Consider the following 14379-nt stretch of genomic DNA (forward strand, 5'->3'; position numbering starts at 1 on the left):
CGCTCAGGCCTCCATCTCGAACTGGATGTTGAGCGTGCCGTCCGTGTCGTCGACCTGGATGTCCTGTACCCCGTGCTCGCGCGCGTAGGCCACGATGGCGTCGCGGTAGGCCACGGCCAGCACCTCGTGCACCGGGCGCAGGAAGCCGGTCCGGGCGTCCCGCAGCTGGGCCTCGGCGTCCCGTTCGAGCTCCTCGCGGCGCCGCTCGGCCTCGGCGGCGGCCCGGCGTTCGGCCTCCGCCCGGGCCTCGGCGTCGATCTCGTCGCGCTGGCCGGCCAGCCTGCGCCGCCCGGCGAGCCGCTCCTGCTCCTCCTCGCGGGCTACCTGCTCCGCGGCGTCGCGGTCGGCTCGTTCCTGGGCCTGGGCGCGGGCGGTGCGCTCGGCCACCGACTTGCTCAGGCCCGCCCAGCTGTCGTCGTAGTACCGCGCGGTGTGCTCGGCGGTGGTGTTCACGTCGACCGTGCCCTGCAGGGTGCGGGTCACCTCGGCCTCGGCGGTCACGACGTCGCTGAGGCGGGCGGTCATCTCGATCTCTCCGGTGTCGAGGTGGTAGACGACCGTGCCGCCGTCCATGTCGAGCCGGTAGGCGCCGTCCTGCCAGGTCCAGCGGGTGTCGGCGCCGAGCGCGTCCTCGAACGCCCGGCGGGCCGGGGCGCCGAGCAGGGTCCCGAACTCCTCCCGGAGCGTGGCCTCGCCGGCCACCTCGGCGCTGGCCCGGCCCGTGCGGCGCAGCTCTTCCTGCCACATGCGGGTGAGCCGGCTGGAGGCCCGGACGCGGACCCGTCGGGGATTGCACATGCTGGGGTACCCCCTCGTGTGTTCCCGCCCTCACTCGAACTGGTCGAGCAAGGCGTTCACTTCGGCAATGATACGAGACAGCTCTGCCTCGGTCTGGGTGTTCACGGGGGGATGCTCCCTCAACTCCCGTGACAGGTCGGCGAGTTTGTGGAGCCCTTCGACGACGCTCCATTCGCTGGGCCGCCGGTCGGCGGTCAGCGGCGCGCCGATCTCCCGGGCGTCGAGCAGGATCTCGTGGTCGGGGCGGCGCCGTCGGGCCGGCTCCCCGCCGTGCTTCTCCACCACGGCCTGGACGGCCTCCTCCACCGTGGTGCGGTCGGCCGGGTCGGTCCAGATGTGGGCCATGGGCCACAGGTCGACGGGCTCGGCGGTGCGCGACTCACGCAGCAGCGCGGCCCCGGCGACCAGTTTCAGGCTGCGCACCAGCCGGCGGTCCGAGAGCCGGACCCCCTGGATCAACAACTGCCGTACCAGCTCGCGGTGTTCGCCGAGTACGGGGTCCAGGTCGACGTCCCTCAGCCGCAGGGTGAGCCGGCCCAGCCGCTCGACGGTCACCGTACCGGAGGTCCGACCGGCGGACGGGGCGGCCGTGCCCGCGCCCCGCGCCTGTTCGGCCGCCTGGACGGCGGCGGTGAACCGGCGGGCCTCGTGCTCCCAGCCCACCTGGAGGAGCCGTTCGAGATCGGTGCCGCCCACCGGCTCCACCTCCAGCCGGATCAGGAAGCGGTCCGAGAAGGCGGTCAGGCCGGGGTCGTCGGGTATCTCGTTGGTGGCGCCCAGCAGGCTGATCAGCGGGGCGTTCTCGGCTCGTGCGCCGTTGTGGTAGCGGCGTTCGTTGAGCAGGGTGAGCAGGGTGTTGAGGATGGCGCTGCTGCCCTGGAACACCTCGTCCAGGAAGACGAGTTCGGCGGTCGGCAGCATGCCCTCGGTACGCACCTGGTAGGTGCCCTGCCGGAACTGCTCGAAGTCCAGCGCGCCGAAGATCTCCGACGGCTCGGTGAACCGGGTGAGCAGATAGCTGAAGTGGTGGGCCTCGATGTGCCGGGCGAGGGCCGAGATCAGCTCGCTCTTGGCGGTTCCGGTGGGCCCCAGCAGCAGCGCGTGTTCCCGGCAGACCACGGCGAGCTGCAGCAGCCGCACGGCGCGGTCGCGGCCGACGAACTCGCCGTCGAGCCGTCGCCGTACGTACTCCAGGTCCCTGATGGTGTCGACGGTGTCCTGGCCCCAGCTCACCGTGCCTCCTTCCGCGTGTCCCTCGTGACCGTCACGGCGTCAGCGCCTGCCCGAGCGGCGCTGTTCGCGGCGCTTGCGCTGCAACTGGCCGACGATCTGGCCCAGTTGTTCGGGAGTCGGCGGTACCGGCGGATCCTGGAAGTGGGCGGCGACGAAGGCGTCCCGGAAGACCGAGTGGATGTCGTCGCCGTTGCGTCCGCGCAGCGCCGACGCGATCAGCTCGTCCACGCCGCCGCCGACGTCGATGCCGAACTTCGCCGCGTGCAGGTTGATCATCTTCAGCCGGGCCTCGTCGTTGGGCAGGTCGATGGCGATGCTCTCGAAGCGGCTGGGCCGCAGCAGGGCCTCGTCGATCAGGTTGAGCCGGTTGGTGGTACCGATCACCAGCGTCGGCACCTCCGGCCGGAAGCCGTCCATCTCGGTGAGGATCTGGGCGACCACGGCGTTGCCCGCGCGGGTGCCGCCGTCGGAGTGCTCCGAGCGGCGCGAGGCGATGGAGTCGAACTCGTCGAAGACCACCACCGAGGGGGCGTTGCGGCGCGCCTCGGAGAAGATCTCCCGGACGTTGCGCTCGCTCTCGCCGACGTAGGTGCCCATGACCTCCGGGCCGGACACGACGAGGATGGTGGCGTTCATCCGGTTGGCGATCGCCTTGGCGAACAGGGTCTTACCGGTGCCCGGCGGGCCGTGGAAGATGAAGCCGCGCGGGATCAGCTTGGTGCGCAGGTGGTCGTGTTCCGGGGGCAGCCGGTGGTGGCCCATCACGATGTCGATGGCCCGCTGGATGTGGGCCTTGACCTCGTCGTAGCCGGCGATGTCGTCGAAGCCGACGTCGGGGACCTCGAAGTTGCTGGACATCTGGGCCTTGAACGCCCGGATCGTGGCGTACAGGTCGCGGGCGACCGGCGCCGGGTGGTCCTTGTGGACGCTCACCGCGTAGCGCATGGCCTGGCGCAGCAGGACCGGGTTCATACCGGCGACGTGCTTGTAGAACTCGATGGGGTCGTACCGCTCGAACCGCTCGGCCTCGCCGACCGTCACCAGGGCCCGGCCCAGGGGCTGTTCCTCCTGGTCGTCGCGGAACCAGACGGTACGCGGGACGCCCGTGATCGTGACACGGGTGCTGAACCGCTCGGCCAGCACCTCGGGCACCGACAGCGAGGGCGCGGCGAAGGCGAGCATCACCCGCTCGGGCGCCCCGTGCAGCAGCTCGGTCACCTCCCGCGCCTCCGGCGAGAGCTGGCCGTCGGAGCCGCCGGCGAGCAGATCGAGGTGCTGGACGACGAGCACGGTGTCGTCGTTGAGTGCGCGCACCAGCTCGCGCAGCCGGGCCAGCAGGCGCTGGCGCGGGTTCTGCTGTACCGGGATGAGCTGCTCGCCGGGCGGCGGCTGCTCCTGCGGGTCGCCGTCCTCGCCCTCGGGGGGTTCCTCCAGCACCTCGGCCCGCAGTCCGGCCCGGGAGGCCATCTCCCGCCACAGGTGCGGCACCACCGGTTTCTCCGCGACGACCAGCACCGACAGCCGGGCCCGCAGCAGCGAGGCGACCTGGGCGATGTCCCGGCCGTAGGCGAGGACCGTGGACTGGTCCTCGTGGAGTTCCCGGGGCTGCGGGTGCCGGTACACCGGCTCCTCGGGTGCGGGCTGTTCGCGGGGCGGCTCGGCGGTGCCGTCCGGGCCGGGCCGCTTGGTGAGGTCAGGCGCCGGCGCGGTCGGCGAGTACGCCGGCGCGTACAGCGGCGTACCGTGCGGCAGCTCCGACTGGAGCAGCAGTTCCGGGGAAACGGTCTCCCAGCTCAGCACGTCCCAGCCCGGCGGGAGCGGGAGGAGCAGCATGTAGGGCCCGGAGGCCAGGGCCTGTCCGACGGTGATGTGGGGCGGCTGCCGGCGCAGCGCCGCCAGGGACGCCTCGTCCGGGGCGACGACGGACATACGGCGTACGGACGTGGTCATGCGGTACTCCCCCCACTCGCTTCGAGCCGTTCCACCTGCCGGTACAGGCGTACGCCCGCCAGGTACGCGGTGCCGATGCCGGAGCGGGCCCGCAGCAGCCGCCGGTGCGAGCGCTCCAGCCGGGCGAGCGCGGCCCACCAGCAGGCGACCGGGCGGGCGGCGGCCAGGTCGGGCGGCACGGTCAGGCCGGCGCGGGCCCGGCGGATGAGCGCGAGGTGGGCCTCCGTGTGGCGCAGCAGGGCCGCCTCGTACACGTCGATCACCAGCTCGCGCTCGCTCATCCGGAGCTGGTCGAGCAGCCGGCCCCGCCACAGGGCCTGGGCCGGGGAGGCGGGGGCCTCGCAGTAGACGGCGGTGATCAGACGCCGGCCCTGGGGATGCGTCAGCAGCACGTCCTCCAGCAGGAGTTCGGCGTGGGTCTCGCCGACCGGGTCGGGGCGGTCGAGCAGGGCGGTGAGCGGTGAGGCGGCCCGCAGCCGGCCGGCCAGCGCCGGGTCGGCGATGTGCGGGAGTGCGGGCGCGACCACCGTGTGGTGGGCGAGCACGTCCCACAGCGAGCGGGCCGGCGGCACGGCGCGGACGGTCTCGGCCGCGAGCTGGGCCTGGGACCGCGCGCCGACCGCCGCGGCCAGCAGCAGGGCCCCGGCCCCGACCGGCCGCCGCTCGCGGGAGGCCAGGGCGTCCAGCCGCAGCCGGGCCGCCGACTGCGCCGCCAGCCGGACCACCGCCGCGGTGACGTCGGACGGGGGCGCGGCCAGCTCCTGGGGAAGGGTCAGTTCTCCTTCGGGCGGCGCCGGATGGGCGGCCGGGCCGCCGTCAGCGGCCGTCGCCCACGACAGCACGCGCAAGGCGGTATCGACCGCGGTCATCTTTCACCCACTGTTCGCATTCGCGCACCGAGTCGCCGGAGCGTGCGTAGAAACGCAGCAGCCGGTCGTCGCCGCTGAGATTGATCAGTCCCGCCACCTGCCAGGGCTGGCGGAACGTGCCGAGGTGCAGATCGACGTCGATGCTCGACAGACCCGAGTCGTTCCCCGAGAACAGATGCGTGTGGTACCAGCCCATCAGCTGCCGGTCCTGGCCGGAGGCGGTGATGCGCTGGTTCACGTCGCGGAAGGAGTCCCCGGTGAAGGTGAAGTGCAGCGCTCCGGCGCCCGAGTGCTCGGCCGGGGTGACCTCGTTGATCTCCACGAGATAGCGGTCGGCCGGCGCCTCGCCGTCGTCGCCGGCCCGTTGGGGAAGCTCCGCGCCGAGGACGCGCAGCACCTTGCCGAGCAGGAAGCCGCCCTCCTCCAGCCGGCGGGACAGCTTCATCTCCTGCAGATGGCCGTGGATGTCCTCGGACAGCAGGACCGTCACCTGACCGAGATCGGCGGCGTCGATGCCCAGCTCGGCCGGGTCGATACCGGGTACCGGCGGCTCGGCCACCTTGCGCACGGTGAAACTGCGCCTGCTCTCCCGGAGGTTGAGGTCCATGGTGCCCTCGACCTCGGGGGTCGAGCGGCCTAGTGCCAGACCGCTCAGGGAGGGGTGGTCGATGCAGAAGCCCCAGACCTGTTCGTCGGGGTCGAGCTGCTGCACCACGTGCTGCAGGACCGGGCCGAGCAGTTCGCGCACCGGGTACTCGCGGTCGATGACGGTCTCTCCGCCCTGGGAGACGATCACCCCCAGGCGGCCGATCTGGCTGCGCAGGTTGTGGATCGTGCGCGGGCCGTCCACCAGCCGGGGATCCGGCCTGCGCACGTACCGCAGATGCATGATCAGCGGCTCGTCGGGCTCGCCGTCGGGCAGGTCCCGGCGCAGCCCTTCGACCATCAGCGAGGACAGGGTCATCTTGCCGATCAGGTCGAAGGACGTGCCCTTGTAGAGCAGCACCATGGCCGTGCCGGCGCGGTTCTCCTCACTCATCCGCGCTCGCCTCCACGCGCCGGACCTTGAGGAACCGGGAGCGGTCGGCGCGCTCGGTCAGGCCCGCCCGGGCCAGCCAGGTGGTGCCGCCGATCTCCTTGATGCGCTCCTGGCCCTCCCAGGAGAACGCCCAGGCGGCGGCGTCTCCGTCGAGGTATCCGCCGCGTTCGATGATGTCCTGCACGAGGCTGTCGAAGTCCATGGCCATCCGGTAGTCGTGGGGCAGGATCTCGTAGTTGCGGTAGCGGGCCATGTCGATGAGCATCTGGCACAGCGAGTACATGCTCAGGTTCGGTGTGTAGTCCGTCATCAGCGGGCCGAGGCACACCGCGCCCTTGCGGTCCTCGTCGCGGGCGATGTTCGGGTGGAACACGTCCGACCGCCAGCGCACGCGCGGGGCCTGGATGGGGAACTCCGAGGGCATCCAGACGGTCAGCTCGTGCTGGTCGATGCGGCGGGGGTCGAGCGGCCAGGACTCCAGGTCGTCGGGTGGTGCGAAGCCGGGGACGTGCAGGTCCACCCGGTACTCCACGGGGAGCTTGTCGTCGTCCATGGCGACCAGCGTGAACTCGTCGTGCTCGGCGGCGAAGTCGACGATGTCGTCGCGGGCCCGGGCCAGTGCCTCGAAGCGCAGCCAGCTGTCGACGCCGGCGGTCGACTCGGCGGACATCTGCAACTGGCCGCCGTCGCGCACGCCCTGGTTGTAGAGCGGCTGCTCCGGGTCGAGTCGGCGGGCCTCGCCGCTCTCGTCGCGGAAGTCGACGACGGCGCGCAGCAGATGCCCGTTGGCGTCCTGGGCGACCTCGGGACGGTACTGGGCCCAGACGGCCGGGACGAGTTCGCTCGGCAGGGTCGTGTTGGGCACGTACGGGATCTCGAACTGCTGGCCGTCGGGGCCCATGACCTCCAGGCGGGTGTACAGGGTGGGCCGGAAGTCGTACTCGCCGTAGAGCACTTCCACGTCGGGTGCGATCCGCGCGGCCCGCTCGCGCAGCTGGTCCAGCCGGTCCGGGAGCATCGCGGCGATCCGGAAGGCGGCCTGCCGGTGGCCGGCGTACAGCTGGACGGCGTCGGCGTCGATCAGCTCGCGCACCAGCCTGAGCAGTTCGGGATAGGCCTCGCTGCCCACGAACTCCACCGTGCGGTACAGCGTCTCGGCGTTGCCCGCGGTGCCCTGCTGCTCCCGCTCCTCCTCGTCGAGGAAGGCGCGGATCTTCTGCAGGACCTGGTTGCCCGGCCAGCGGCGCAGCACCGTGACCAGCAACTGGTGGACGCCGTCCCGCTGCACGGCGCCCAGCTCCAGCGCGCGCACCACCTGCCGCCAGTAGGCGACGACCTCCTGGCCCGCGTCCCAGCGCGGCCGGGCCTGCGGCGGGAAGTCCATGTCCTCCAGGACTTCCTCGGCCTGGTTCTGGGTGCGGTAGAGCTCGGCGAGCAGGTCGACGAGCTCGCGTTTGATCTCGGGGGGCAGCTTGCCCGCTTCGTAGGTCATCGGGGTGTTCCCTTCCCGTCGGCCTCGGCCAGTTCCAGGTAGCGGATTCCGCGGGGGCGGCCGGCCCGCAGGACCGGCAGGATCTCGCGCGGCGCCACGCCGAGGTCGGCGAGCCGGGCCCGCGGGGGCGCGTCGGCGAGCCGGGTGGACTCGCGCGTGGGCGGGGAACCGGGCAGCGGCGCCCAGGTCATCACGGTCTCCTCGGGGGCCAGATGGTCGGTCAGGTCGGCCGGGGTGGACAGCACCGTGTCCGGGACGGGAGCCACCAGGTCGGCGGGAATGCGGCTGTGCAGGGGGCAGTCGGGGTCGCGGGGCACGGTGACCGGGGTCGCCGTACCGCCGGCGGCGTCCACCCGGATCACCCCCGGGCCGGTGGTGGCGCCGCACAGCAGCCGTACCGCGGTCACCGCCAGCCAGGAGCCGATCAGCGCGGACACGGGCGCGGAGGCGCCGGCCTCGGGTACGACGGCGTCGGCGCAGGCCCACGGGTCGTCCTGGGTGGCGCGGTCCCGGGGAGTGAGGCCGCAGCCGAAGCAGGGCCCGGCCGGCTCGTACAGCCGTACCTCGCCGCCCCAGGCGCTGGTGCCGCCGTCCAGCAGGGCCGCGCCGGCCAGTTGGCAGCGGCCGGCGAGCTGGAGGCGGGCCGCCAGACTGTCCAGACAGCTGACGACCAGCGAGGCGTCCCGCAGTTCCGCCAGTCCCACCCCGCTGACCAGGGGCGCGGTGCGGGCCTCGACCCGGGTCACCGGGGACAGGGCGGCGAGCCCGCGGGCCGCGGTGGGCGCCTTGGGCCTGCCGATGTCGTCGGCGCGGAACAGCGGGGCGCGGCTGAGGTTGGACTCGGAGACGTCGTCGGGGTCGCACAGCACCAGGCGGCCGACGCCGGCCAGGGCGAGCGCCTGCGCGCACTGGCTGCCGAGGGCGCCCACTCCGCACACCACGACGGTGGCCTCGGCCAGCCGCTGCTGGTCCCAGCCGTCGATCAGGGCGTGCCGGTCGAAGCGTCCCATGTCAGTTCCGCCTCAGGGTGCGGAAGTTCATCGGGCACTGCTGGACGGTCAGTTCGCTGCGCCACTGCTCGAAGCAGCCGAGGCCGCGCGCCGGGTCCTGGTGGACGGCCTTGCGGCAGCCGGGGTCCCCGGGCGAGCAGGGGCAGACGACCACCGTCTCGAAGAGCCGGAAGGTGTGGGTGCACACGAAGCAGGCGTTGCGCTGCCGCGGGTGCCCGAGGACCGGGTCGCCGGGCATCAGCCGGACGGTGTGCAGGGTGTCCGGCCGGGGGTCGCTGGTGTCGACGCCGCGGAAGAAGGCGGCCTGCGCCCCGGGGTCGGACGGGCCGGCGGGCGGGGCCTCGCCGCTGCACGGCAGGTTGCGCAGGTGGTGGGTGACGTCGGTCAGCCTGCCGTCCTCGGCGTGCCGCAGATAGACGGTGTCGTCCAGCCGGAAGGTGTGGCCGCACACCCGGCAGGGGGCGCGGCGCGCGGAGCCGGGCCGTCGCCAGGTGCCGAGCCAGCGCGAGTCCAGGGTGGTGGAGGCCGGGCCGTCGGCGCCGGCCACCTGCGGGTTGTCGCCGCGCTGCAGTCCCCGCTCGAAGGCGCTGGCGACGCCGGCCGGGGCGGAGGTGGCGGGGGGCGTCTCGGATGCCGTCATGCGGCGCGGTCCCTGCGTGAGCACTGGTGTACCTCGTCCGGGTCGTGGCCGCTGAGCAGGAGGGACACGCGGGCGGCCGCGCAGGCCCGGTCGACGGCGGCGGAGTGGGCCAGGGACTCGTAGAAGCCCCTGGCGAAGGCGAGGGCGGCCTCGTCGGGGAGTTCGCCGCCGGTGCCCACGACGGTGGCGGCGCAGTCGAGCAGGCCGTCCGCGTACGCCGCGGACCAGCAGGAGTTGAGGACGACGCAGTCGAGCGGCGCGTGCAGCGCGAGGGCCGCGGCGAGCGCCCGTACCGGCACGGGGGCGGAGGTGCCCGTCTCGTCCTCGAAGAGCAGCCGCCCGTCGTCCGTGCCGTGTCCGGCGAAGTGCACGAGGTGCGGCCGGACCGACCGGAGCTGGGGGAGGATGTCGGACACCCGGGCCGCCGGGTGCGCCTCCACGGTCAGCCGGCCGGCGGAGCGGGCCGCCGCCTCCCGGATGACGCGCTGCTCGGCGCCGAGGCGCAGCCGGGCCTCGTCGAGCGGCGCGGACAGCAGGCACAGCACCCGCAGGCCCCCCGGTGCGCTCCGGCCGGCCAGGGCCGCGAGTCCCTCGTGCCCGGGGTACAGGGCCGCCGCCGCGGCGAGGAGGTCGCCGAGCGTGACGCCCTGGAAGCGGCCCTGGTCGATGGTCCGGCAGACGGTGCGCCACCAGGAGGCGGCGGGCGTCTGGGCGAATGAGGGCAGCAGCGCGGGGCTGATTCCGAGGTCTTCGAGAAAGGCGTGACTGCTGAGGGCGTCCGGAAACAATTCGCCCAGTGTTTCGAATGCGCCGGCATCGCGCAGGTGTGTCCATGCAGGACTGGCCATCTGTTCGTCCCCCGAGCCAACTACCGTCACGTATTGGGCCGTTGGTGAGAAGGGTACGCGCAGTGACGCTCCGCGGGTGTAGTTTCGGATTCCGCAGCACACTTATCGGGGGCGGGTTTGATCGAGCGTCTGGAAATGATCACCTGTGGTGGCCGCGATGCCGGAAAATCGATCTTCGAGATCGATTTTGATCGCCAGGGAGAAACTTCCCGGAACGGGTTCCGGGAACGCCACGGACTGCTGGTCCACGGCGGCGGGGAGCGGGTCGTACAGCGCATCGCCCACACCGACGCGGCGCGCCAGGAGTTGGAGCGGACCGTGAGAACGGCCGATGTGCTGGTGCGCCGGCTCGGCATCACCCGCTACCCGCCCGAACTCAGCCGCGTCGTCGGCTACCGGCCGGACGGCCGCGCGCCCTACCTGGTCGCCACCCGGCGCGGCGGCCCCCTGTCCGCACTGGGCGACCGGTTACCCCTTGAGGCGGGCCAGCTGTGGGCCGTCGTGGACGGAATCCTCACGGTCCTGCGGCAGCTGAACGACCTGCGTCTGGTGCACCGGGACATCCGGCCCGAGACCCTGTGGTGGGACGGGACCACCGTGCAGCTGGCCGACTTCGGTCTCACCCTGGACGAGGGCGAGCCGCGCGGCGCGGCGGCCGGGACCGACCCCTGGCGGTCCCCGGAACAGGCCAAGGGCCAGGGCCGGGCCGACTGCCGGGACGACGTCTACTCCGCCGGCGCCGTCATCTTCCACCTCGCCACCGGCGAGGAGGCCACCACGGCCGCGGACATGCGCGACCGGGTGCGCTGGCTCGACTCCAGTCAGCGCAAGCTGCTGGAAGGTGTGTTCACCGACGAGGCGCGCCAGCGCGTCAGCGGATACGCACTCCGGCTGCGCCGTGACACCGACGCGGGCCGCAGCACCGGCCCCGGACCGGGCACGTTCCGCCCGCCCCGGCTCGCCGAGGTCGAACAGCAGGCCCGCCAGCACTTCCACGAACTGCGCGCCCGGCAGCACGCCTTCAGCCGGCAGCAGCACAGACCGGCGTACCCCCAGCCGCCCGCCGCTCCCCCGCGCGTCCGCCCGCTCGGGCCCGCCGAGCGCCGGCGGGTCGTCGTCCTGTCCGTCACCCTGGCCGCCGCGCTCCTCGGCGTGCTGATCGCCGTCCTGGCGCTGGTCTGAGGGGAGGAGTGACATGGCTGCAAAGGTGAGGTGCCCCATCTGCCTCGACATGGTCGACTGGGCGAGGGCCGACACGGTCACCCTCAACACCGACGGCCGGCCCGAACAGCTCGTCCGTGGCGAGGGCGAGGACGAGGTGCGCTGGAACCACCGCCGGCTCAACGCCTACCGGCTGTGCGCCGGCGGCGGTGAGCCGCACGTCCTGCCCGGCCGCTACGGCGACTTCGGCGAACCCCTGGTCATCGGCGTGGTCGGCGAGTCCGCGGCCGGCAAGAGCCACCTGCTCGCCGCCATGCTCGGCATGCTCTCCGACGTCGACCGGATGGCCCGCCTCGGCCTGGTCGTCGGCGGGCTCGACCTGAAGCTGCACCAGCGCTATCTGAAGGACGTCGTCCGGCCCTTCCTCGACCAGGGACAGGGCCTGGCCGGAACCCCGGCCCAGCCACCGGAGTTCACCGACGCCCTGTGGATCCACAACAGCAACTCCGGGCGCAACTTCGCGGTCGCCTTCTTCGACGTCTCCGGCGAGTGGCTCGCCGACCACGACGCCGAGGTGCCGTTCCTCGGCGCGGTCAGCGCCCTGGTCTTCGTGGTCGACCCGACCCGCATCCGCGGCCTGACCACGGCCACCGGCAGCGTCACCGGCGACCCGTCCTTCGGCGTCGTACTGGACAAGATCGGTCGGCTGCACGGGGTGGACGGCTCCCAGTTCCTGCCGCTGCCGGCCGCCGTCGTGGTCGGCAAGTGCGATCTGCTGCGGCACCACGAACCCCTCGTGGACCGCTGGTTCCAGAACGCCTCCCCCGACGAGGAGCTGCAGCTCGCCACCCTGGAGCAGGAGAGCGAGGACGCCTACGCCTTCCTCAGCTCGCGCGGCGCCGCCGGCTGGCTCGCCCCCTTCGTGCGCTGCGCCCGCTCCACGCTGCACTTCGCCACCGCGACCGGCCACAAGGCGGTCGAGGCGGACGGCGTCCAGCGCTCCCCGCACGGCAGTTTCGCGCCGCGCCGGACCCTCAAACCCATGCTCGCCCTCTTCGCCATGTGCGGGGTCCTCGATATCCACGACCTCGGCCAGGGAGCTGTCCGATGACGACGGTCGACCAGATCCTCTTCGGCTGGGCCGAACGGGACCACGAAGGCAACGCCGGGGTGCGCCCGGTCGCGCACTCCGGGCTGCGCACCCTCGACCGCTGGGCGAAACGGCTCCAGTACGTCTGGGCCACCCAGGACGGCCAGGGCGAACAGCCGGAGGACTCGGCGAGCCTCGTCCACCTGGTGTTCGACGACGAGGCGGCCGTCCTGCGCAAGCTGCCCTCGCGCAACCCGCACGGCCGCGGCGGCGCCACCCTGACCCACGTCCTGGTGGGCGACCCGCGCGCGATCGACGCACAGCTCGCCCTGGGACTGCACGACTGGCCGGGCTGGCGGGACCGCGAACCGGACGGCACCGGGACGGACCTCGCCCCGCTCGACCTCGACGACCTCAGGGAGGCGGCGCGGCCGGGGCTGGCCGCGCTGCGCGACCGGGTCACCGAGGTCCCGGCCGAGCAGCTGAACGCGCTCGTCGCCCGGGTGCTCGCCGAGCCCGCCGAGGAGTTCAGCGTCCTCACCCGGCCCCAGCTCGCCCTGCCGACCATGACGGCCCTCCTCGACATCGCCGGGCCCGTCTCCGGCCGGCCCTGGACCTTCGCGAGCCGGGAGTCCACCGACAAGGGCGGCCATCAGCCCCGGGTGGTGTTCCTCGGTGCCCGCCCGCCCCAGTCGATGTACATCAACCAGCGCCGGCGCGTCGACGTCACCGAGCCCCCGCCCGACACGGACAGCGCCCGGTTCGCCGCCCAGCTGGTGGAGCTGTACCGGGAGGCCGGACCCGCGGCGCTGGAACGGATCCGGCCGCGGCACCCCCTGCACACCGCGGACGACGTGGACGCCTGGCGGCGGTCGGTACCGGTCGTGGACGGCCGGATCGCCGACCCGCGGGTGCGGCTCGACATCTTCCTCGACGACTCCCTGCTCGAACGGACCGTGGCACGCGCCGCCCTGGTCCACGAACGGGCCCGTTTGACCGGGGAACTGAGGAAGCAGCCCGCGGAGTGGCTCATCGCGGCGCTGCGCCGCTGGCGCCGCCTGGAACAGCGGGCCACCCGCCATCCCGAACTGCGGGACCTGCTGATGAGCGAGGCCCTGGAGGCCTGCCTCGCCGGACAGGGACCCGACGAGCTGGTGGAGGCGACGCGGGAAGCGGAGCCGGCGCCCCCGGCGGTGGCCAGGGTGTTCGGCCGGCAGGTGCCGCCCCGGGGCCTGGACCTGAGCCGGGCCGGACACCGGCGGCTGCTGATCGTGGCCCTGGCACTGCGCATGTCCCCCGACACGCTCGACCACGCGGACCTCCTCGCCGCCAGCCCGGCGCACGAGCTGCTGGACCTCGTGGTGCGCTACTCCGACCGCTACCCGCAGGCCATGCACCTGGTGCTGCGCCACCTCGCGGACGCCGGGCAGAGCCCGGTCGCCGCACGGCTGTGGTACGAACACGGCCTGCTGCTCGACCCGGTGGACCGTATCGCCGGCGGCGACCGCGCGAAGGAGGCCGACTGCTTCCGCCAGCTGCTCCTCGCCGCGCACGGCCCGCGCCTGGACCACACGGCCGCCGCGGCCCTGGTGGAACGCGCCGGGGTGCGGGCGCCGCTGGGGCTGTACGCCGCCGCTCTGGAACTCGCCGCGGACGACGGGGCCGAGCAGCGGATCCGGTACGAGCTGTCGGAGCAGTTCCTGCGTGCCGAGGGCTACGCCGGGCCCGGCACGGCTTCCGGGTACGGATCCCGGCCGCGCGGGCCGGTGCTGGGCGGCAGAACGGCCGGGCCGGGTGCACCGCCCGGCCACAGCGCCGCGGGGCCGGTCCCGGCCGCGGCGGAACGGCCCTGGCAGGGCCCGCCGTCGGGCGACGGCTCCCCGCCGCCCACCGCGGGCCCGTACCCGTCGTCCTCCTCCCCCGCGCGGACGCACTCCGAGTGGGCGCATCCGGACGCCCCGGGCCGGTCCCAGCCGCAGGCGCCCGCCGCGCACCCGGATGCCGATCACCAGGGCCACGGTGTCCTCCCCGACCCCGCCCGCTGGGACCCCCTCAGCCCGCCCCAGGAGCCGGGCCACGCGCCCTTCGCGCACGCCGGCGGCCCGCAGACGCCGTCCGAGGGCCCCCGGCGCAGGGTCCCGGGTCTCGGTCAGCTCGACGGCGTGACCGTGACCATCGTGTCGGCGCTGCTCTTCGTCCTGCTCTGCATGCTCGGCTACATCCTGCTGACCTGGATGCCCTGACCTCCG

General features: G+C 73.4%; 12 protein-coding genes. 3 read left to right on the forward strand and 9 right to left on the reverse strand.

All coding sequences use genetic code 11. The features are described 5' to 3' along the window. Nucleotides 1–3 precede the first annotated feature (3 nt). The 9 genes from IE244_RS25320 to IE244_RS25360 are packed head-to-tail and all read right to left on the reverse strand — an operon-like array spanning nt 4 to nt 9879. Nucleotides 4–798: a hypothetical protein gene (locus IE244_RS25320; protein ID WP_191875871.1), complete on the reverse strand. Its 795-nt coding sequence runs from the start codon at nt 796–798 to the stop codon at nt 4–6. A 30-nt stretch (nt 799–828) separates the two neighbouring features. Next, nucleotides 829–2031: an AAA family ATPase gene (locus IE244_RS25325; protein ID WP_191875872.1), complete on the reverse strand. Its 1203-nt coding sequence runs from the start codon at nt 2029–2031 to the stop codon at nt 829–831. Between the two features lie 39 nt (nt 2032–2070). Further along, nucleotides 2071–3981, reverse strand: a complete 1911-nt coding sequence (locus IE244_RS25330) for an ATP-binding protein (protein ID WP_191875873.1) — start codon at nt 3979–3981, stop codon at nt 2071–2073. Then, nucleotides 3978–4850, reverse strand: coding sequence for a hypothetical protein (locus IE244_RS25335; RefSeq protein WP_191875874.1), 873 nt, complete (start codon nt 4848–4850; stop codon nt 3978–3980). The genes IE244_RS25330 and IE244_RS25335 overlap by 4 nt, the downstream gene beginning before the upstream one ends. Beyond that, nucleotides 4798–5889, reverse strand: a complete 1092-nt coding sequence (locus IE244_RS25340) for a JAB N-terminal domain-containing protein (RefSeq protein ID WP_191875875.1) — start codon at nt 5887–5889, stop codon at nt 4798–4800. The genes IE244_RS25335 and IE244_RS25340 overlap by 53 nt, the downstream gene beginning before the upstream one ends. After that, nucleotides 5882–7381 carry an effector-associated domain EAD1-containing protein gene (locus IE244_RS25345; RefSeq protein ID WP_191875876.1) on the reverse strand — a complete coding sequence of 500 codons (1500 nt, stop codon included), beginning with the start codon at nt 7379–7381 and terminating at the stop codon, nt 5882–5884. Before IE244_RS25345 ends, IE244_RS25340 begins: the two co-directional genes overlap by 8 nt. Next, nucleotides 7378–8391: a HesA/MoeB/ThiF family protein gene (locus IE244_RS25350; protein ID WP_191875877.1), complete on the reverse strand. Its 1014-nt coding sequence runs from the start codon at nt 8389–8391 to the stop codon at nt 7378–7380. Before IE244_RS25350 ends, IE244_RS25345 begins: the two co-directional genes overlap by 4 nt. A gap of 1 nt (nt 8392) precedes the next feature. Continuing rightward, a complete protein-coding gene (locus IE244_RS25355) occupies nt 8393–9031 on the reverse strand; it encodes a hypothetical protein (RefSeq protein WP_191875878.1) in 639 nt (212 codons plus the stop codon). Further along, complete coding sequence (locus tag IE244_RS25360) at nt 9028–9879, reverse strand: CHAT domain-containing protein (RefSeq protein WP_191875879.1); 852 nt, start codon at nt 9877–9879, stop codon at nt 9028–9030. The genes IE244_RS25355 and IE244_RS25360 overlap by 4 nt, the downstream gene beginning before the upstream one ends. A gap of 135 nt (nt 9880–10014) precedes the next feature. Between IE244_RS25360 and IE244_RS25365 the strand changes: the two genes are divergently transcribed. Genes IE244_RS25365 through IE244_RS25375 form a run of 3 tightly spaced genes read left to right on the forward strand, consistent with a single transcriptional unit; the run spans nt 10015 to nt 14373 of the window. Then, on the forward strand, nt 10015–11061 hold the full coding sequence (locus IE244_RS25365) for a protein kinase domain-containing protein (protein ID WP_191875880.1): 1047 nt from the start codon (nt 10015–10017) through the stop codon (nt 11059–11061). Between the two features lie 13 nt (nt 11062–11074). Continuing rightward, entirely contained in the window at nt 11075–12151 is a 1077-nt protein-coding gene (locus IE244_RS25370; RefSeq protein ID WP_191875881.1) for a hypothetical protein, read from the forward strand. After that, nucleotides 12148–14373, forward strand: coding sequence for a hypothetical protein (locus IE244_RS25375; RefSeq protein ID WP_191875882.1), 2226 nt, complete (start codon nt 12148–12150; stop codon nt 14371–14373). Before IE244_RS25370 ends, IE244_RS25375 begins: the two co-directional genes overlap by 4 nt. Nucleotides 14374–14379: the final 6 nt, after the last annotated feature.

Origin of the sequence: Streptomyces filipinensis, from assembly GCF_014649495.1 — a bacterium.
Lineage (GTDB): Bacteria > Actinomycetota > Actinomycetes > Streptomycetales > Streptomycetaceae > Streptomyces > Streptomyces filipinensis.